15 protein-coding genes are annotated in these 18,305 nt (G+C 53.3%); 5 read left to right on the top strand and 10 right to left on the bottom strand.

The genetic code is table 11. The annotated features are described in order from the left end of the window. Positions 1-20: 20 nt before the first annotated feature. Positions 21-1,139, bottom strand: a complete 1,119-nt coding sequence (dnaN, locus tag R6U41_RS04410) for a DNA polymerase III subunit beta (RefSeq protein WP_410268623.1) — start codon at positions 1,137-1,139, stop codon at positions 21-23. A gap of 449 nt (positions 1,140-1,588) precedes the next feature. Between dnaN and R6U41_RS04405 the strand changes: the two genes are divergently transcribed. Next, positions 1,589-3,952, top strand: coding sequence for a penicillin-binding protein 1A (locus R6U41_RS04405; protein ID WP_410268622.1), 2,364 nt, complete (start codon positions 1,589-1,591; stop codon positions 3,950-3,952). Between the two features lie 3 nt (positions 3,953-3,955). On the opposite strand, the gene R6U41_RS04400 is transcribed toward R6U41_RS04405, so the two are convergent. Then, positions 3,956-4,564, bottom strand: coding sequence for an alpha/beta fold hydrolase (locus R6U41_RS04400; protein ID WP_410268621.1), 609 nt, complete (start codon positions 4,562-4,564; stop codon positions 3,956-3,958). Positions 4,565-4,800: 236 nt separating this feature from the next. Here R6U41_RS04400 and R6U41_RS04395 point away from each other — a divergent pair, with 236 nt between their 5' ends. Then, entirely contained in the window at positions 4,801-7,815 is a 3,015-nt protein-coding gene (locus R6U41_RS04395; protein WP_410268620.1) for a hypothetical protein, read from the top strand. A 124-nt stretch (positions 7,816-7,939) separates the two neighbouring features. Beyond that, entirely contained in the window at positions 7,940-10,132 is a 2,193-nt protein-coding gene (locus tag R6U41_RS04390; protein WP_410268619.1) for an acetate--CoA ligase family protein, read from the top strand. Positions 10,133-10,147: 15 nt separating this feature from the next. Here R6U41_RS04390 and R6U41_RS04385 read toward each other — a convergent pair whose 3' ends face one another. From R6U41_RS04385 to R6U41_RS04350, 8 genes are all read right to left on the bottom strand, one after another. Beyond that, on the bottom strand, positions 10,148-11,188 hold the full coding sequence (locus R6U41_RS04385) for an elongator complex protein 3 (protein ID WP_410268618.1): 1,041 nt from the start codon (positions 11,186-11,188) through the stop codon (positions 10,148-10,150). After that, positions 11,188-11,886 (bottom strand): ribonuclease III, encoded by a 699-nt coding sequence (gene rnc / locus R6U41_RS04380; RefSeq protein ID WP_410268617.1) that lies wholly within the window; start codon positions 11,884-11,886, stop codon positions 11,188-11,190. Before rnc ends, R6U41_RS04385 begins: the two co-directional genes overlap by 1 nt. A gap of 9 nt (positions 11,887-11,895) precedes the next feature. Further along, positions 11,896-12,786: a PHP domain-containing protein gene (locus R6U41_RS04375; RefSeq protein ID WP_410268616.1), complete on the bottom strand. Its 891-nt coding sequence runs from the start codon at positions 12,784-12,786 to the stop codon at positions 11,896-11,898. 2 nt (positions 12,787-12,788) lie between these two features. After that, entirely contained in the window at positions 12,789-13,151 is a 363-nt protein-coding gene (gene dksA / locus R6U41_RS04370; RefSeq protein ID WP_410268615.1) for an RNA polymerase-binding protein DksA, read from the bottom strand. Positions 13,152-13,279: 128 nt separating this feature from the next. Then, on the bottom strand, positions 13,280-14,614 hold the full coding sequence (hemA, locus tag R6U41_RS04365) for a glutamyl-tRNA reductase (RefSeq protein ID WP_410268614.1): 1,335 nt from the start codon (positions 14,612-14,614) through the stop codon (positions 13,280-13,282). Beyond that, complete coding sequence (ccsB, locus tag R6U41_RS04360; protein ID WP_410268613.1) at positions 14,595-15,416, bottom strand: c-type cytochrome biogenesis protein CcsB; 822 nt, start codon at positions 15,414-15,416, stop codon at positions 14,595-14,597. The genes hemA and ccsB overlap by 20 nt, the downstream gene beginning before the upstream one ends. Before the next feature lie 50 nt (positions 15,417-15,466). Then, positions 15,467-16,150: a bifunctional precorrin-2 dehydrogenase/sirohydrochlorin ferrochelatase gene (locus R6U41_RS04355; protein ID WP_410268612.1), complete on the bottom strand. Its 684-nt coding sequence runs from the start codon at positions 16,148-16,150 to the stop codon at positions 15,467-15,469. A 13-nt stretch (positions 16,151-16,163) separates the two neighbouring features. After that, positions 16,164-17,180: a DHH family phosphoesterase gene (locus R6U41_RS04350; RefSeq protein ID WP_410268611.1), complete on the bottom strand. Its 1,017-nt coding sequence runs from the start codon at positions 17,178-17,180 to the stop codon at positions 16,164-16,166. A gap of 13 nt (positions 17,181-17,193) precedes the next feature. Here R6U41_RS04350 and R6U41_RS04345 point away from each other — a divergent pair, with 13 nt between their 5' ends. Together R6U41_RS04345 and R6U41_RS04340 are read left to right on the top strand one after the other, a co-directional pair. Beyond that, on the top strand, positions 17,194-17,523 hold the full coding sequence (locus R6U41_RS04345; protein WP_410268610.1) for a hypothetical protein: 330 nt from the start codon (positions 17,194-17,196) through the stop codon (positions 17,521-17,523). Between the two features lie 234 nt (positions 17,524-17,757). Continuing rightward, the gene (locus tag R6U41_RS04340; RefSeq protein ID WP_410268609.1) at positions 17,758-18,117 is read left to right on the top strand and encodes a glutamine amidotransferase-related protein; all 360 of its coding nucleotides are present in this window, start codon (positions 17,758-17,760) and stop codon (positions 18,115-18,117) included. Positions 18,118-18,305 lie beyond the last annotated feature (188 nt).

The raw sequence follows: 18,305 nt of genomic DNA, 5'->3' as shown, positions 1-18,305 counted from the left end.
TCAGACTTTTTACGGTGCCATCATATCTTCATCGGCATGATAATGTTTAAATACGACAGGTCGTCTTCGGCCCGGACAATGCACGGATGATCCTCGTCCTGGATATTGAGGCGAACCTTGTCCGTGCTGATAAAATTGAGCGCATCAATGAAATATCTGGGATTAAATGCAATCTCCTGCTGGTGCCGGTCATAGGCGATTTCCATGGATTCTTTGGATTCGCCAAGGGCGGCGTTGACCGTGCGCATGGTAATTTCGTTGTTTTCCAGGTGAAAAACCACTCCCCGGTATTCTTCTGATGTGAGAATGGACATGCGTTTTAACATCATTAAAAGCAGATTGCGATCAAAAATAATGTCATAGGCCGGATCCGGCGCCAGCAGCTCCTCGTAGGCCGGAAACATCCCGTTTAACAATTTTACGCTGATGGTTTCGTTTTCCTTTTTTACGATCAGGTAATTGTCCTTGATCCCCACCTGGACCCGGCCTTCTGCGGGCAGAAACCGGTTGAGCTCATTTAATCCCTTTTTGGGCACGATCACCGTCGGCCCGGGAGTGAAGCCGGAATCCGGGTCGCACAGGTAATCGGCCTTGGCCAGTCGTCTGATGTCTGTTGAGACCATGCGCAGCAGGTTATCATTGCCCTGCTCGATGCGTTCCAGGTTCACGCCGATCAAATGCGCCCGCTTTTCATCCCCGCCAACGCCCACAGCCACGGTTTTTTCTATCATTTTCTTAAGTTCCGGCGAAGCCATGAAAAAAAAACTGACCTCATCAATTTTCGGGGTATCCGGAAACTCCTCAGGATCCATGCCCACAATATGATATTCCACATTATCAGATGCGATTTCCACCCAGTTGTTTTCCATTTCCGACATACGGATGGCTTCAGTGGGAAAATTTTTAACAATTTCGTTGAATTTTCTGGAATTAATGGTAACCGCCCCCTCAGCCTCCACTTCAGCCGGGAAAAAACCTTCAAATCCGGTTTCCAGGTCCGTGGCGGTTAACTCAACGCCATTTTCCCTGGTTTGAAGCAGAACGTTTTCAGTGATTACCAGATTGGTTTTTCTTCCTGTAAGGCCCTGAATTTGGGATAATACATCGGCAATGGTGCTTTTGTGGATTGTGATTCGCATACAGGATCCTTATTGGTTTATTAATGAATGAATGAAGAAATAATAACATATATGGTTTGTCGAAAAGTGGAATAACTTTATAATATATTGAATTTATTTATAAATTAATTTATTTTGAAGTGTAATATTTCTTTGATAAAAAGGTTGATAACTTTGGCATTGTAAAAACCGGTCAAAAAGTTGTTTAAAACTATTCCCTTGTTGACAAAATATCAATATCAAATTGTCAGCAGCCGATTCGCATGCCCGGTATCAGAATCCGGTTCTGTAAAAAGTTGATTATATCAATTGTGACAGTTCAAATCCAGGGATAAAAAAAGAAATAATTGATGCACTGATACAAAGCATGGTACCTAAACCGAGCGGTTAAAATTTTCGCCGTCCTTGACCTTGACGAAAAATCCTGGTTTTCGTTCGGGCACTAAATGATAAAAGGAGTATGTTTGCATATGCGTCGTTTGGGCCGTTGGATTCTGGCTTTAACGAAATGGGCCGTTATTTTACTGCTGATTTGCGTGATTGTGTCCGTTTTTGCCGCAGCGGGAACATATATTTATTTCAGCCGCGATCTTCCAAAAATCACCTCTCTTGAGGATTATCAGCCATCCGTGGTGACCACGTTTTATTCAGACGATGAGCGCAAGATTGCCGAATTCTACAAGCAGCGCCGGATAGTGGTGGAATTGACCGAAATGCCCGAACATTTGGTCCAGGCGTTTGTGGCCACTGAAGACGCCCGTTTCTACGAGCATGAGGGCGTTGATTTATACAGTATCATGCGTGCGTTTTTCAAAAACCTGGAAGCCGGCACTATTGTCCAGGGCGGCAGTACCATTACCCAGCAGGTGGCCAAATCCTTTTTCCTGACCCCGGAGCGCAGCTATGCGCGCAAGCTCAAAGAAGCGATCCTGGCCTACCGGATTGACCGGCATTTTACCAAGGATGAAATCCTGTTTTTGTATCTCAACCAGATCTATCTCGGTCACGGGGCCTACGGAGTGGAAGCGGCGGCCCAGAATTATTTCGGCAAATCCGCAGAAGATCTGACCATCGGGGAATCGGCCATGCTTGCCGGCCTACCCCGGGCCCCGAGCTGGTATTCGCCCCATCGTCATTTTGAGCGCGCCCGTCAGCGGCAGATTTATGTTTTAAACCGGATGGTTTCAGAGGATTTTATCACCAATTCCGAAGCCTCGGAGGCCATGAATACTGAGATGACCATTGAAAAACGCCCCAACTGGTACCAGGAAACGGTTCCATATTATACAGAACACGTACGCCGGATAATTAAAGAGCAATATGGTGAAAAACTGCTTTATACCGGCGGGCTCAAGGTGTATACGGCCGTGGATATTGAAATGCAGGAAAAAGCGCGAAGATCTGTTGAAAAGGGTTTGCGGGACTTAGACAAACGGCAGGGATACCGCGGACCAATGCGCAATATTGCCAGAAATGAAATTGAAGCCTTCAGCCGCAAGCTCCAGGAGGACATTGAGGAGCAGGCGCTTCACGAGGGCCTGATTGTGAAGGGTGTTGTGGTGGACGTGGATGATAAAAAAAAGAAGACCACTGTCCGAATCGGAAAAAATGTCGGGGTGATTCCGCTGGAAAACATGCGATGGGCAAGAAAGCCCGATCCGGAAGTGGCCGCGGGAGTGATCCGGGTGCAGAGACCCGGTCAGGTCCTGCAGGTGGGTGATGTGATCCGTGTCCGGCTGCAATCCTGGGAGGGAGAAAACCAGCAGTGGAATCTGTCCCTGGAACAGACCCCCAGGGCACAGGCATCCCTTATTTGTATGGAATCCGACAGTTCTTATGTCAGGGCCATGGTCGGCGGCCGCAAATTTTCCGAAAGCCAGTTTAACCGGGCTACCCAGTCCCGGCGGCAGCCGGGTTCGGCTTTCAAACCCGTTGTCTATGCCGCGGCCCTGGATAAGGGATATACCCCGGCTACGGTGATTGCCGATACATCCATTGTCTTTACCGATGACGAGACGGATTTTATCTGGAAGCCGGACAACTATGACAACACCTTTCATGGTTTCACTCTGCTCCGCGATGGTCTGATTCATTCCAGAAACGTGGTTACTGTAAAAATCATGCAGGATATCGGCGTGGATTACGTAATTGATTATGCCCGAGAACTCGGAATCGAATCCCGAATGGACCGCAATCTTTCAACAGCTTTGGGATCATCGGGTGTATCGCTTCTGGAACTGGTGCGCGCCTACGGGGTGTTTGCCAACCAGGGAATCCGGCAGGAACCGGTTTTTATCCGCCGGATCGAGGACAGAAACGGCAATGTGATCTATGAAGCCCCGGAAGAAAAAGAATCCGTGATTAATAAAAGCACTGCTTATATTATCACCCACTTGCTTGAAAAAGTGGTCACCGAAGGCACCGGGTGGCGGATTAGGGCGCTGAAACGGCCGGTAGCCGGAAAGACCGGTACCACCAACAATCTTTATGACGCTTGGTTCATGGGGTATACGCCAAGATTTGTCACAGGCGTATGGGTGGGTCATGATCAGGAAAAATCCCTTGGGAAAAATGAAACCGGCTCCAGGGCTGCCAGTCCCATCTGGCTTGATTACATGCAGGAGATCCTGGAAGGCAAGCCTGAGCGGGTTTTTCCGGTTCCGGACAATGTTGTTTTTGCCAAAATCGACGCGAAAACCGGCCTGCTGCCCAACGAGGATTCAGACAAGGTTATTGACATGTGCTTTAAGGAAGGGACAGTGCCCACGCGCCGCACCAAGACCAAGGATGAAATCACGGATACGGATGATTTTTTCAAAAAGGGAATCCAGTAAAGTTTACGTTTTTTTCTCCGCCTTTTTTCGTGCCAGCTGCTGGTAAAATTCGATTACATCGGTGTTAAAGCGCCCGGGGTGGTCCATGTAGGCCGCGTGCTGGGCTTTTTCATATATCCGGGGAGTTGTACCCAAAAGTCGGCCCAGGCGCTTGATTTCATCGCGATACACCACGTTGTCATTTTCCCCGTAAATCAGGCGGACCCGGGCGGAAATCTGAGGGTAGCGGGCTGCCAGTTCCGCCTGGAGACTCATGACCGGCGCCACGAGCATCAGTCCCCCGGCCGGCCGGGCCACGCAGTGTTTTAACGCAATATAGCCGCCCAGACTGGCGCCGATCACCAGGGAGTCATGGGAAGCAATACTGGCAACAATTGCCGTGTTCTGCTCCGGATTGCCGGATCGTGGCGTGCATTCGCTTCTGTGCCCGTAGGGCATGTCAACGGCGTTGAAGGCAATATTTTTCTGTTCCAGCAGGCGCAGCAGGCCGATGTCATTCCACACATCGCTGGTATACATGTAACCGTGGAGTAGCACAATGCAGGCTCCCCTGCCGCTGCCGGAAATGACGCGACATTCAAAACCGTTTATTTTAACTGTTTCTTCTTTCATTTTCCTGTCCTCATCCCTTTGCCCGGGTCATGCCGTTGCCCCGGTATAAGGGGTAAACCGGCGTGATGATCACGCTATTTTATATACCGGATTTCTCAAAATTCAATAAAAATCCAACCATGCTTCAAACCGGCACATCAACAGGGCCGGGATTGTATAATCATTGCAAACAGGGGCGTTTCATGTCAAAACAATAAAAACCATGCCCATGGCCGAATTAAGGGAGGCTTTTTTTGATGGCCCGAAACCCCGAAACCTCAAAATTTTATTTTGATCAGCGGGACTATCACCTGCTGCATATTGTCAACGGGATTGTCTCGGGCCAGCGGTTGCGTTTTGAGATGCAGCGGCAGTTTTTCCATTATTTCCACCCACGGGGAATCAAGGAAATGGCTGAATCCCGGGGTCTGCGGATCGCATATGCGGTGATTCATCTGCTCCAGTCCCTGGAATCCGCAGAAGCCGGGCTGCGCTTAAAGGCCCTGCGGGCGCTTCGCGACGAGGTGATGTGCAGCACCAACCAGGAGCTGCAGATGAATACCGCCCGGGTGCTCATTGAAATCATGAAGGAACTGATCCGGGCCCACGGCGATTATCAGCGCCAGCTTGAGCTGGCCCATCATTTCCGCTTGGCGGCAACGGGAAAGCCCAGGATCGTGCGCTATTTCCTAAAGCAGTACCGGCTGCTGGAAATGCCCGAGAAATGGAATCACCTGGCCTTTGACGACCATGTCCATGATGCTTTCACCAAGGGCCGCAAGTCGCCCACCCACCTGATCATGGATGCATGGATCAAGGGCGTCAGAAGGCTGCGGGTAATCCATTACAACTATATCCGCCCGGAAACCGCAGCAGAGCTCATGGAGGCCGCCGATGCCATGGGCATCATGATCCGCATCGGCATTGAGTTTTTTGCCTCGTTTTGCAACCGATATGCCCAGATTATATGGGTTCCCCGGGGGTTTGCCGATTCCGGGGATTTTCTGCGCTTTCTGGAAAAAAACGAGGTGCGTGACCTCATGGAGGAGGGCCGAAACGTATCCGAATACCAGCGCGGCCAGGTGCTTTCCACCCTTGAGGCGTTCAACCGTACCCACCGGCATACCTTAAATTCCGAATTCGGTGTGGAGTTGCCCCCACTGCAGTCCGAAGACTTCATGGCGTTTGTGGGCCTGGGCCAGGCCTCGCTGCTGCATCTGGCCAAATATATCCATCTTCTTTTGCTGCCCCGGATGCAGGAGAAAACTGCCGGGCTGCGACGGCAATACGCGGATGCGGACAAGGAAAAGCGCCGGGAGATAGAGGCCCTGGTTGACCGGATGAACCGCATGGATGCAGACGACATCCACCACCGGTTTCTGGTCCCGGGCCGCAATCCCGATGTGGGCAGCGCCAATGCCGAAGATGTGCCCGCCCTGATGCAGCTTTCCCCGTGCGAGCTCGTGGACCGCTTGTCCCGGATGCATTCAGCTTACCGCATCACCCTGAATTTAAGCAACATGGAAGTAGAAGATGTGCTTGAACTGCTTTATGAATGCCGGGGGCGGATATCGCGGCTGGAGATATTCAATCTCAAGGATTTTGCCGACTGCAAGGTGGACCATATCCCGGACATCGACCGGCTGCAGCAATGCATCAACAATGCCAACGTCATCCAGTTAAAGCGACTGATCCTGGAAATCATCTCCCGGCTCAGGGAGAAAAACGACGCACAGGCACTTGCCCGCATTCAGAAGTTTAACTGGATACTGGCGGACATGGAATCGCTGATGGGCATGTACAGGGTCAGGCCGTTGAAATCAAGGATCGGAAGCGACTCCACCGGACATTCCCGCAGGCTGCCGGGTATGGGACTGGCGGTGTTAGACAGCCTGCCCAAAAGGGCCCGCAGGGAGGTCCAAAAGGACGAGGCGGGCGCCTATATGGTGATTCCCTTTCACGTCCAGGCCTTTTTCCGGCTGGTTTACGGCCAGGCGGCGGCCGCCCGGGGCCTGATATCTATTGTTATGTATGTGATCCGGGCAATTCCGGGCCTGGCCCTGGCCGGCCGCCTGCACCACAGGGAGTGGTTTGCCAGGGAAGAAACCACCAAAATGGCAGAAAACGGCAATATCGTAACCTTGAGCGGTTTTTCCACAGAGGCCAGCAACGGACTTTATGTAAAAAAGCCGCCCGGACCCGAAAAAAGGCCGCGCCTGCACCGCTTTGAATATCTGCGCACCAATTTGAAAAACAGCCTCAAGGTGATTTTCGGTTTTGTACCGGCGTTTCTGACCTTCTACCTCACCCATGACTGGTGGGTGCTGGCATGTTTCGGGGCGTTTATCTGGTTCGGGATCACGGGGATGCGCAATATTCTCCAGTCGGTCATGGCCGGCGGCGGACTGCGGCGATCACCGCTTCTGCAGTGGAATGATTATATCAGCTGGGACCGGATCACCGATTCACTGATGTATACCGGCTTTTCCGTACCCCTGCTGGATTATCTGGTCAAAACCCTGATGTTAAACCAGGGTTTGGGCATTACCACCGCAACGAGCCCGGTGTTGCTTTATTCAGTGATGGCGCTTGTCAACGGGCTTTACCTGACCAGTCATAACCTGTTTCGCGGCCTTCCCAGGGAAGCCGCATTTGCCAATTTTTTCCGCTCGGTTCTCTCCATACCCGTGGCCTTCGGGTTAAGTGAACTGCTCGGCGGCGTGTTAGGCCTTGCCGGCGTGCTGCAGGTGGACATGATTCTGCAAAGCTGGGCCGCGGTCATTTCCAAGACCGCTTCGGATTTTGTGGCCGCGCTGATCGAAGGGGCCGTGGACCGGGCCAAAAACATTGAAAACCGGATGAACGACTACCGGCAGAAACTGCGGCAGTTTCTGGACTGCTACGCCCGGGCGGAAATGCTGTTTCCCGAATCCGAGGTGCTGGATCTGCTGGAACGACCCCGGGAGCTTCTGCGCTCCGAGGACGACGAATCCCGGCGCCTGATCCAGGTTTTGATCATAAACGCCCTGGACCTGCTTTATTTCTGGATGTATCAGCCCCGGGCGCGCACGGCGTTTGGCAATTTTGTCCGGGATCTGTCCTCAGAAGAGCGCCATGTGTTTATCCAGGCCCAGAGTGTGCTGAAAATGGAGCGGGAAATCAGCCAGATGTTTATCGACGGCATCCTCGGCCAGTATTTTTCCAGGCCCCTGGCGTTTTATCTGGACCGCTCGGGGGAATATCTGAAAAACATCGGCAAATTCCAGGATTGATGCGCTGGAATCTGTTTTGACAAACAATCGGTATTGCTGTAAATTGTTCTCCGGATGGCCGGAACCCGGCATCTGTTTTATCATAAAGAAAAGGCCTCTATCTTACACACGGCAGGAGATGCAGATGAGCAGGCAAGAATCCAACGCAAAGGGCTTGCGGCAGGCCCTTTCTGAATATGATTCCAAGCAGTTTTTAAAACCCTTTGGCATACCCGTGGTGGAAGAGACCGCTGTGGCCGATGCCGGCCAGGCCGCAGAGGCCGCCGCCCGGATCGGCTTTCCCGTGGTTTTAAAAGGCCTTGGAAGCACGCTTTTGCACAAGACCGAGGCGGGCTTGGTGCGCATGCACCTTTTCGATGAAACCGCAATGAAAAGTGCCGCAGAAGAGATTGCCGGCCAAGCCGGCGCGGACCTGGAAGGTTTCCTGGTCCAGCCCCAGGTTTCGGCCAGGCGGGAGTTTGTTGCCGGCATGTTTCGGGACCCGGAATACGGGCCGGTGGTCATGTTCGGACTTGGCGGCATTTTCACCGAGGCTTTCTCCGATGTGGTGTTCCGGCTGGCGCCTCTGAGTGCCGAAGATGCAAGGGACATGATTGATGAAATCCGCTCCCGTGCGCTTTTGGATTCGTTCAGGGGAGAAGCGGCCGCAGACCTGGCCATGCTGGTCAGCACCCTCACCGGTATTTCCCGAGCGGCCCTGGAATACCCGGATGTGGCTGAAATTGATATCAATCCCCTGCTGATCACCCAAGACGGCAGCGTGGTGGCAGTCGATGCCCTGGTGGTCAAGGCCCCGATAGCTGAAGGGAAAAAATTTCTTCCAGCTGTAGACCCCTCTATTCTGAGTGCGTTGTTCCATCCCCGGTCCGTTGCCTTTGTGGGCGCATCCGCCGAGCTTGGCAAATGGGGTTATACCCTGCTGACCAATGCCATCGGCGGCGGCTACAAAGGCGATATTTACCTTGTCAATCCCAGGGGCGGAAAGATTGCCGGCCGAACGGTTTATAAGCGCGTCACCGATATTCCAGGTCAGGTGGACGTGGCCGTGGTGACCATCCCGGCCGCAAAAGTACCCGATCTGATCCCGGAGTTTCAGCAAAAAGGGATTTCCTACATGCTGTTGATTGCTTCGGGATTTGCCGAAACCGGTGAAGAAGGGGCCCGGTCAGAAAGACAGCTCGTGGAACAGGCCCGTAAAGCCGGCATTTACCTCATCGGGCCCAATACCATGGGCATCTGCAATTCCCATATTTCGTTTTACTGCACCGGCAGTCACGTGCGGCCGGAGGCCGGATCGGTTAGCATGGTGGCCCAGTCCGGCAACATGGGCAACCAGCTGCTGGCGTTTGCCGAATTGCAGGGCGTGGGCATCCGGGCTTTCTGCGGATCCGGAAATGAGGGCATGATAACCATCGAGGATTACCTGGATGCATTTGAGGTCGATTCCCTGACGAAAACGGTGATGCTTTACGTGGAAAGTGTTAAAAACGGCCGGCGGTTTTATGAAAGCGCCCGCCGGGTGGGACGCAAAAAACCCATTGTTTTGCTCAAGGGTGGCCAGACCGCGGCCGGCACAAAGGCGGCTTCAAGCCATACCGGGGCAATGGCCTCTGATACCCGGGTATTTAACGCCGTTTGCCGCCAGGCCGGCATCGTCAAGGTTGACAAGCCCCTGGACCTGCTGGATCTGTCTGCCGCGTTTTCCTCCCTGCCCCTTCCCCGGGGCAACCGTGTGGCCATCATGACCCTGGGCGGGGGCTGGGGTGTGGTGGCGGCCGACCTGTGCGAACATTACGGCCTGCAGGTGCCGGAGCTGCCCGGAGAACTGATCCGCGAAATCGACCATGTGCTGCCCCCCTACTGGAGCCGGGCCAATCCCGTGGATCTGGTGGGAGAAAACGATGAGCAGCTGCCTGTGAAGGTCATTGAGCTTCTGGCCAATTGGGACGGTTGTGATGCGGTTATCAATCTCGGCATTGTGGGCCGGCGGCACATGCTGTCAAGGATGGTGGCTTCCGTGCAGACCGCGGATCCGGACTGCCCCGAGGATTTCATGGAATCCATGCTCGCGTCCCTGGATGATTTTGAGACCCGTTACATCGCCCATATCGCGGACTTGATGGAATCCTGCCAAAAACCGATTCTGGGCGTGAACATGCTGCGCGATGAAAAGGACAAAACCGTCTATACCCTTGAGGGCCGCCAGTACAAAGGATTGTTTTACCCCACGCCGGAACAGGCGGTGAAATCTTTGGCCAAGCTATGCGAGTATCAGCGTTTCCGCAAAAAAGAAAACCGCCGGTCCCCGAAAGCGTAAAACATCAACCGTGAACTAACGATCAAGTCTTATTTCATGGGTATTTAAGTTCGGGTCCGGGCGGATTTCAAATTTTTCCACTTCCGGATAGCGCAGATGGAGTTTTTTCAGGTTGGATTTGGAAAGCCCCTGCATCCGGCTGATGCTTCCGGGGTGCACGTTCAGCACCACGGTATCCGGGAGGTCTTTGGCGGCATCCAGCAGGTTTGCGGCGCGGTCATACATCAAAGATGCAAACACCATGTGGCCGAAAGCCGGGTGATAGGGCCCGGCCAGAATGGCGCCAGGCGTATCCAGGCCCTCTGATGCCTGAAGGCCCATCCGAATCACATTGATTCCGGCATGGTTAAAAATTTGAAATAGTTTTTTGGTGCGCAAAACACCGGCTTCCAGGTCCAGGGGCGCAAACCGGCCGGCCTGGTAATCAGCGGCCAGGGGGCTTTTGTTTAGCACCACAAGCGGATAAATGCGGACAAAATCCGGCTCCAGGGCAGCCACGGCCCGGGCCGTATCCAGGCTCGATGCCTCGTCCTCCCCGGGCAGGCCGGTCATGATCTGGCAGCCCAGGGCGTATCCGGCGGTTTTCAGCCTTTGGGCCGCAAGCTGGGTATCTGCGGCGCTGTGGCCCCGCTTTACTTTTTCCAGCACCCTGTCATCCATGGACTGCACCCCGAGTTCCACTGTGGTCACCGGGTAGTTGGACATGATTTCAAGGCGTTTTTCGTCAATGGTATCCGGCCGGGTGGAAAACCGGATTCCGTTGATTTTTCCCACGGAAACATAACCGGCTGCCGCATCCAGCAGCCTGCGGATGTCTGCGGACCCAAGACCCAGAAAATTGCCCCCGAAAAAGGAAATTTCTGTAAAACCCCGGCTGGTGCGCTTAAAATTAAGGTATTGTTTTGTTGTGCGGGTGATTTCGGTTTCATCCGGCAGCACCGCGGCGGCTCCGGTCACGGAATTCTGGTTGCAGAACGTACACCTGTGTGCACATCCCTTGTGGGGAATAAACACCGGGATGACAAAATGTTTGGCTGTCCGGGGGATCCCATCCATTATTCCAGATCTGCGGTCAGGCGGGCATAAGCTTTTTGGGCCGCGTCCTGTTCAGCCCTTTTTTTGTTTTTGCCCGTGCCGTAGACCCGAATGCCGCTGACCGAAAGCGCCACGCGAAAGGTCTTGTCATGATCGGGTCCGCTTTCTTCGATGATTTCATAGGCCGGCATGTTCTGGTGCCGGCCCTGGACGTATTCCTGCAGCAGGCTTTTGAAATCATAGGTGGGTTCTTTCTCCTCAATGGCATCGAGAAACACTGCAAAATGCCGGGAGATCACCTCAAAGGCCCGGGCAAAACCGCCGTCTATATAGACCGCGGCGACCAGGGCTTCAAAGGTGTCAGCTAGGATGGAGAATTTCTGCTGGCCGCGGGAGCGCTGCTCACCTTTTCCCAGCTGAAGGTATCTGCCCAGACCGATGTTTTTGGCGGCTGCAGCCAGGCGGTTTTCATTGACCAGCCCGGCGCGCACCCGGGACAAATCCCCTTCGGTAAGCCCGGGAAACCGCTCCATTAAGAGATGGCTGACAATGAGGTTGAGTACGGCATCGCCCAGAAACTCCAGCCGTTCATTGTCTTCCATGGGGCCGGTCTGCTCGTGCACAAAGGATCTGTGCCGCAGGGCGGTGGCCAGGGTCTGCCGGTTGGCAAACTGGTATTCAAGCGAGGATTCGAGTTCCGAAAAATCGGGGGTATGCATGATGCCTGTCTATCCGGTGGAAGTCCGGTCCTGTAGGGCGCGGCAAAGCCGGACAAAGATCTCATAAGGAACGTGTAAATCTCCGGCTCCTTTGCCCATGCGGATCTCCGGGTTGATGTCTCCGTGAAAATCGCTGCCGCCGGTGAGCAAAAGATCATATTTTTCTGCAATCGCTTCAAAGGCAGCGGTTTGCCTCGGACTGTGGCTGCTGTAATATGCCTCCAGGCCGTCAAGGCCCATGGCCGCAAGACCGGCAACCAGTTTTTCAAGCTCTCCGCCGAGTTCAAAGACCAGCAGCCCGGGATGGGCCAGCACGGCCACGCCGCCGCTTTGGTGGATGTGGAAAATGGCTTCCTCCGGTTTGATCCGGAACCTGTCCACATAAGCGGGCTGTCCTTTGGCCAGAAAGCGGTCAAAGGCATCGTCAATGGAGGCGGCATACCCGTTTTTTACCATGTGGGCAGCGATGTGGGGGCGGGCGATTTCGTTTTTTCGGGCTTCGGCTGCAATGTCGGCCATGTGAATATCAATGCCCAGATCCGCAAGTTTTTCAAGTATCCGGGGATTTCTCCGGGCCCGCGATTGCTGCTGTTTTTCAAGCAGCTCGGCCAGCGGCTGATTGTACGGATCAAATCCGTAGCCCAGAAGATGCATGCTGCCGGATGCATTAAAGCCCGGGGGAAATTCAGCGCTGATTTCCACGCCGGAGATAAACGCCGGTCCTTGCGAAAGCTTGATCTGCAGGGCGGTCTTGACCCCCGCTACTGTGTCATGGTCTGTGATGGAAATGGCGGCAAGACCGCATACCGCAGCCTGGGAGAGGATTTGCGCAGGCGCAAGGCTTCCATCCGAAGCATTGGAATGAATATGTAAGTCGATTTTCCCGGATTTATAATCCAAGTTTATAATCCAAGGGCTTTTTCCTGAGCTTCCTCTTTGGTTTTGCACTCAATGCACAAAGTGGTCACCGGACGAACTTTCAGCCGCTTGGTATCGATATCCTCCCCGCATCTTTCGCAGATGCCGAAAGTGCCGTCTTCGATCCGCTCCAGGGCTTTTTTGACCTTTTTAATCAGTTTATGCTCCCGATCCCGGATACGCAGCTCAAAGTTTCGCTCCGCTTCATAGGCAGCCCGGTCCGTGGGGTCCGGAAAATTGCCTTTGGAATCGTGCATATCCGAAACCGTATCCTCGGCCTGGGCCAGCAGATCCTCAAGCCGTTGGGTTAGCAACTCTTTAAAATAATCAATATCTTTTTGATCCATAGGAGCTTCCTTAACCTGACAATCGCGTTTTCATGCCAATGCTTCTCGACAGCAAAGCGCATTTTACAAGAAATGTTTTCCTTAACACAACCGTTTTTCAAAAGTAAAGAAAAAATCAGCAGACCGTATTACTCATCTTCCAGGTTAAAGACGTTGCGGATCAGGTCGATGTACAAGGATTTGTCCCGGTGCGAGCCGGGATTTTTGAGAAACTGCATGGGGTCATGGAGGATTTTTTTGATCACGGCTTCATTCATTCTTTCCAGCGCATCAATGTCGTCCTGGCTGAGGTGGTCCAGAAAATGGAGGGTCTTGTTGAGTTCAGCGGCGAATATGGTTGACAGTTTGCTTTGCAGGTCCTTGATTGTGGGGACCACGTCAAGGCTGTCATACCACTGCTGAAACCGAAGAGCGGCTTCATCGATGATGCGCTCGGCCCTGGCGGATTCGCTTTTTCTGGATTCCATGTTTTCTTCAATCACCCCCTGCAGTTCGTCAATGTCGTAGACGTATGCATTGTTGAGCCGGTTGATGGCCGGATCCACATCCCGGGGTACGGCAATGTCGATGAAAAACAGGGGTCTGTTTTTTCTTTTGCGCATCACCGGGCGTACCTGATCCCGTGTGAGCACATATTCTGAAGCGCCCGTGGAGCTGATAATGATATCTGCGGATTCCAGTGTTTTGCTGATTTCCTCAAAGTCAATGGCGTTGCCGGAAAAACGCCGGGCCAGCTCCACGCCAACCGAAAAGGTTCGGTTGGCCACGTATAGCGCTCCCGTGCATCGGGACCGGTTTAAGTGCTCCACGGCCAGTTCCGCCATTTCCCCGGCGCCCACCAGCAGTACGGTCTTGTCCTCTAACCGGCCGAAAATCTTGCGGGCCAGTTCCACGGCCGCGTAACTGATCGAAACGGCCCGGTCGCCAATGCCGGTTTCGCTGCGGATGCGTTTGGCCACGGAAAAGGCCTTGTGCAGGAGGCGGTTTAAGATCACCCCTGTGGCCCTGGCCTCCACCGCGGTTTTGTAGGCGGCCTTGACCTGGCCGAGGATCTGGGGCTCTCCCACCACCATGGAATCAAGGCTGGAAGCCACCCGGAACAGGTGCCGCACCGCCTCGGCACCGGTGTAAGTGTACATGGACTGCCGCAGCCGGGTTACGTTCACATCCCGGCTGCGGGCGATGTGGGCCTCCACCCGCTGAATAGCGGATTGGGGGTCATGGGCGGTCATGAGCATTTCCACCCGGTTGCAGGTGGAAAGAATGATAATTTCCCGGATTTCCGGGTGATCTTTGAGCGCCTGGGTTGTACTGCGGCTCTCCTCCGGGGAAAAAGCCAGGCATTCCCGCAGTTCCACGGGAGCGGAGGTATGGCTGATGCCGGCAATGACGATTTCCGGCAACTGCTCCTTGCCGGGAAACTTCCGGGTTTCAGCAGAAGGGCTACCACCGGGTAAATTCATTGTGATGTCCCTCCAGCAGTAAATTGACGCCCAAAAAGGTAAAAAGCATGGCAGCAAACCCGATAATGGCGAAAATGGCCGCCTTTCGTCCCCGCATGCCGGCCACAAGCCGTTCATGGAGAAGGGCGGCATAGATCAGCCAGGTAATGCCGGACCAGACCTCCTTGGGATCCCAGCTCCAGAAACGCCCCCACACGGAATGGGCATAGACAAACCCGGTGATCAACCCCACGGTCAGGGCGGTAAAGCCGATGATGATAAACTGATATCCCGTGTTGTCCAGCAGTTCCAGGGAGGGCAGGCGCCTGAAGAAAAACCGGTGCTTTTTGAACTTGATGTTGCGTTCCTGGATCAAATACAGCACACCTGCGGCACAGGCCAGGGCAAGGCAGGCCTCGCCGATAAAAATGACCACCACGTGGACAATGAGCCAGAATCCGGTCAGGGATGTTTCGATATCGGCGGCGGTATCCGGGACAAAAAAGGCAGCTGCCGCCACCAGGGTTATCAGGGGGGCGGCAAATACGCCGAGGATTTTCAGGCGGCTTTTCCACCACAGCACCAGAAACACGAAAGCCAGGGTCCATGAGGCAAACCACAGGGTTTCGTGGAGGTTGCGCACGGGTATCGTCCCTTCCCGCAAAATCGCTTCTGCCAGCAGCAGGGTGTGGATGACAAACCCGGCGGTGACCAGGGCGTAGGCCAGTTGATTGTAGCCGTTTTTCTGCCGGAACAAAAATCCGGCATATGCGGCGGATCCGGTCAGATAGCAGCAAATGGCCGGAAGCAGTGCATAATTCATCTATCCCTCATTACAGGCACCTGCCTGGTGTTGGCCGGTCAACGCCGGGGTCATTGTTCCTGCTGACGGCAGCCGGTTTCCAGAAGCGCGTCATAATCAAAATCGTCTCCCAGCACTTCATGGAGCAGCCGGTTGATGGCTTGTTTGTCCCTGTTGTGGATCATGTCGAGCAGGCCGTTGTCAATGAGTTTTTCAAACAGGGGCTTGTGCGCCTCGGGTGCGTGCTCGGCAGCCAGCAATTTTTCCCGGATGGCGCCCATGAGCCCGAGAAATGTGGTATATTCCTCTCCGAACTGCTTTTCAAGCTGTTTTCGCAAATGCTTTGCAAAAGCCGGGCTTTTGCCGGAGGTGGAAACGGCAATGGACAGATCGCCCCGGCGTACCACTGCCGGCAGGATAAAACTGCAGGCATCGGGCACATCTGCGATGTTGCACAAAATATTGCGGCTTTGGGCGTCTGCGCTGACCTGGCGGTTTAATGCCGCATCGTTGGTGGCGCCGATGACCAGAAATTTGTCCTCCAGATCCGTTGTCTGGTAGGATCGCCGGACCACGCGCAGGGGCAGGGATTCATCGATTTGCTGAAAATCCGGGTGAAATTCCGGACTGACCACGGTCACATTGGCGCCGCAGTCCAGCAGACCCCTGACCTTGCGCAGGGCCACGCCGCCGCCGCCCACAACCAGGCATTTCCGGTTTTGAATATCAATGTAAGCAGGATAATATTTTTTCATATTTCATTGCTTTTTAAGACGATGCGTCGGTTTTTTGTTTTTGGCACTGGTCAAATACCGCGTTGATGCGCTCAAGGATCCATTGTTTAACCGTGTCCTTTTCCAGGTTTTCAAGATTTTTCCTTAACGTTTCCACAGGGATTTCAGCCCTGGCCATGCTTTTGTGCCCGCCTGCGGTGCCGAACCGGCCGAACTGCTTTGCAGCCACCCCGCCTGCATCCTTTCGAAGCCCGTCGTTTCTCAGTATGATAATCAGGCGCCCCTCGCAGAGCCCGGAGACAATGCTCCAGGTCACGGTATTGACCCGCATGAAAAAATCAGCGATCAATACGCATATGTCCGGGGTTTCCACGTTTCCCAGGTGCACGCAGATGCGGTCGTCTGCCACTGTTTTTTCCGATATGGCCTGCTTGAAATAATCCAGAAACCCCATGCGCAGGTCCACCTGCTCAATGCGCCGGGCCAGGTGGATGTTGGCGTGCCGGAACAAAAACTGAAACGCCTGAATATCGGCATTGGTGGCCATGCGTTCGAAATTGTTGGTATCTGTCTTGATCCCGTGGAACAAAGCCGTGGCAAGCTTGTCCGAGGGCTTGATCTTGGCGGTTTTCAGGTATTCGGTCATGATGCTGGCGGTGGCGCCGTATTCGGGCCGGACATCCTTAAACGGGGCATCATAGCTGTCGGGTTCGTGATGGTCGATGATTACGTTGAACTTAAACTCTCTGAAGCTCTCGTTGTGGGAGGGCTGGGAGTCGAGCAGCACCACCTTGTTGAATTCATTCGGGGTAATCTTGGTGACGTGGATGAGGGTGACGTCCAGCAGCCGGATCATGGCCATGTTATCGGGCCGGGTGATGGTATTGATATTCGACAGGGTCAGCCGGGTGACCCTGCGCCACAATATCCGCTTCAGGGCCATGGCGCTGGCGATGGCATCCGGATCCGCATTGATTAATACCAGTACATGGTCGGAGCCGGAAAACTGCTCCATCAAGTGTTGAAGTTTCTGGGCTGTCGACAAAGTCATAATGAGTCGTCCTGTGCAGGCCAACCGCTGCAAAATCGGTTTTTTGGGGAATTCAAATAAAAAAGCGTGTACACCGACACGCCGCGTTCGCCCTTGCCAGGTCTTTTTTGCACAAATGGCAGATCACATCGGGTTTCTGCTTTTTTGGATCACGCCGTGGCACCGGAAACCTATTTTTTGCCAAGGGTTGCCGGCCTTTGATTTGCTAAAACAATATGCAGAAACCAAAGGGTTGTCAAGAGGACAAATTTGTTTGAAAACTCAGGAGTCTATGGAAGATGAACCATTTCTGCGGGCAATTGGTATTGAAACGCCGTGGGTTTTGTTGTATAAAACCGTCTAAGATTGATGTTCTTGTAGTGCCCGAATGAAAACCAGGATTTTTCGTCAAGGTCAAGGACGGCGAAAATTTTAACCGCAGGAATACTCGACGTATTTTGAGGATTAAAATTTGAGCCGGACGCAGAGATTGGCGGAAAAGGCGGTTTTCGTTCAGGCACTAGTATATGAGTTATGCTCTAGGCAGACGCCACCCAGGCTCATCCGGGTGGCGTTTTTTATTGGAGGCGGGCAAATTATGGCCGGACTGCTGGTAATTGACAATTATGATTCCTTTACCCACAACCTGGTGCAGATGTTTATGTGCTATGACCTGGAGATTTCCGTGTTCCGGGCCGACTGCATCACTGTTGAGCAGATCCCGGCACACAGGCCCGATTATCTGCTTATCAGTCCGGGTCCCCGGGCCCCGGAGAATGCCGGCGTCAGCGTGGAAGCGATCCGGTCCTTTGCCGGCCGGATTCCGGTGCTGGGCGTATGTCTGGGCATGCAGTGCATCAACGCGGCTTTCGGGGGAAAGACCCTCCGGGCTTCCGTGCCCGTGCATGATGTAGAATTTTCATCTCTTTTATCAATAAAAACATCATCGAATAAATAAATTAATTCCAGATGGTGCATTTTGGTTATAATATCATCAATAAAATTTGGAAATGAAATATCACCATTATCAATATTTCCTTCTTCAATAGCTTTTATTACTTCTTGTTTGTTCATTTTACAAGTTTTTAACATAAGAGACTCCCCCCTTTTAAATAGACTTCTGAGTCTCTTATATCATACAGGATT

This window comes from Desulfosalsimonas sp., assembly GCF_046483245.1.
In the GTDB taxonomy this organism is placed as follows: domain Bacteria; phylum Desulfobacterota; class Desulfobacteria; order Desulfobacterales; family Desulfosalsimonadaceae; genus Desulfosalsimonas.
The sequence above is the reverse complement of the archived record's forward strand: the minus strand, read 5'-3'. Positions and strand labels throughout refer to the sequence as shown.

Excerpts from the sequence above, each read along its gene's own strand:
- R6U41_RS04385 (WP_410268618.1), bottom strand. The coding sequence starts at position 11,188 with ATGGATGGGATCCCCCGGACAGCCAAACATTTTGTCATCCCGGTGTTT.
- dksA (WP_410268615.1), bottom strand. The coding sequence starts at position 13,151 with ATGGATCAAAAAGATATTGATTATTTTAAAGAGTTGCTAACCCAACGG.
- ccsB (WP_410268613.1), bottom strand. The coding sequence starts at position 15,416 with ATGAATTATGCACTGCTTCCGGCCATTTGCTGCTATCTGACCGGATCC.
- R6U41_RS04395 (WP_410268620.1), top strand. The coding sequence starts at position 4,801 with ATGGCCCGAAACCCCGAAACCTCAAAATTTTATTTTGATCAGCGGGAC.
- R6U41_RS04400 (WP_410268621.1), bottom strand. The coding sequence starts at position 4,564 with ATGAAAGAAGAAACAGTTAAAATAAACGGTTTTGAATGTCGCGTCATT.
- R6U41_RS04355 (WP_410268612.1), bottom strand. The coding sequence starts at position 16,150 with ATGAAAAAATATTATCCTGCTTACATTGATATTCAAAACCGGAAATGC.
- rnc (WP_410268617.1), bottom strand. The coding sequence starts at position 11,886 with ATGCATACCCCCGATTTTTCGGAACTCGAATCCTCGCTTGAATACCAG.
- R6U41_RS04390 (WP_410268619.1), top strand. The coding sequence starts at position 7,940 with ATGAGCAGGCAAGAATCCAACGCAAAGGGCTTGCGGCAGGCCCTTTCT.
- R6U41_RS04340 (WP_410268609.1), top strand. The coding sequence starts at position 17,758 with ATGGCCGGACTGCTGGTAATTGACAATTATGATTCCTTTACCCACAAC.
- dnaN (WP_410268623.1), bottom strand. The coding sequence starts at position 1,139 with ATGCGAATCACAATCCACAAAAGCACCATTGCCGATGTATTATCCCAA.
- R6U41_RS04405 (WP_410268622.1), top strand. The coding sequence starts at position 1,589 with ATGCGTCGTTTGGGCCGTTGGATTCTGGCTTTAACGAAATGGGCCGTT.
- hemA (WP_410268614.1), bottom strand. The coding sequence starts at position 14,614 with ATGAATTTACCCGGTGGTAGCCCTTCTGCTGAAACCCGGAAGTTTCCC.
- R6U41_RS04350 (WP_410268611.1), bottom strand. The coding sequence starts at position 17,180 with ATGACTTTGTCGACAGCCCAGAAACTTCAACACTTGATGGAGCAGTTT.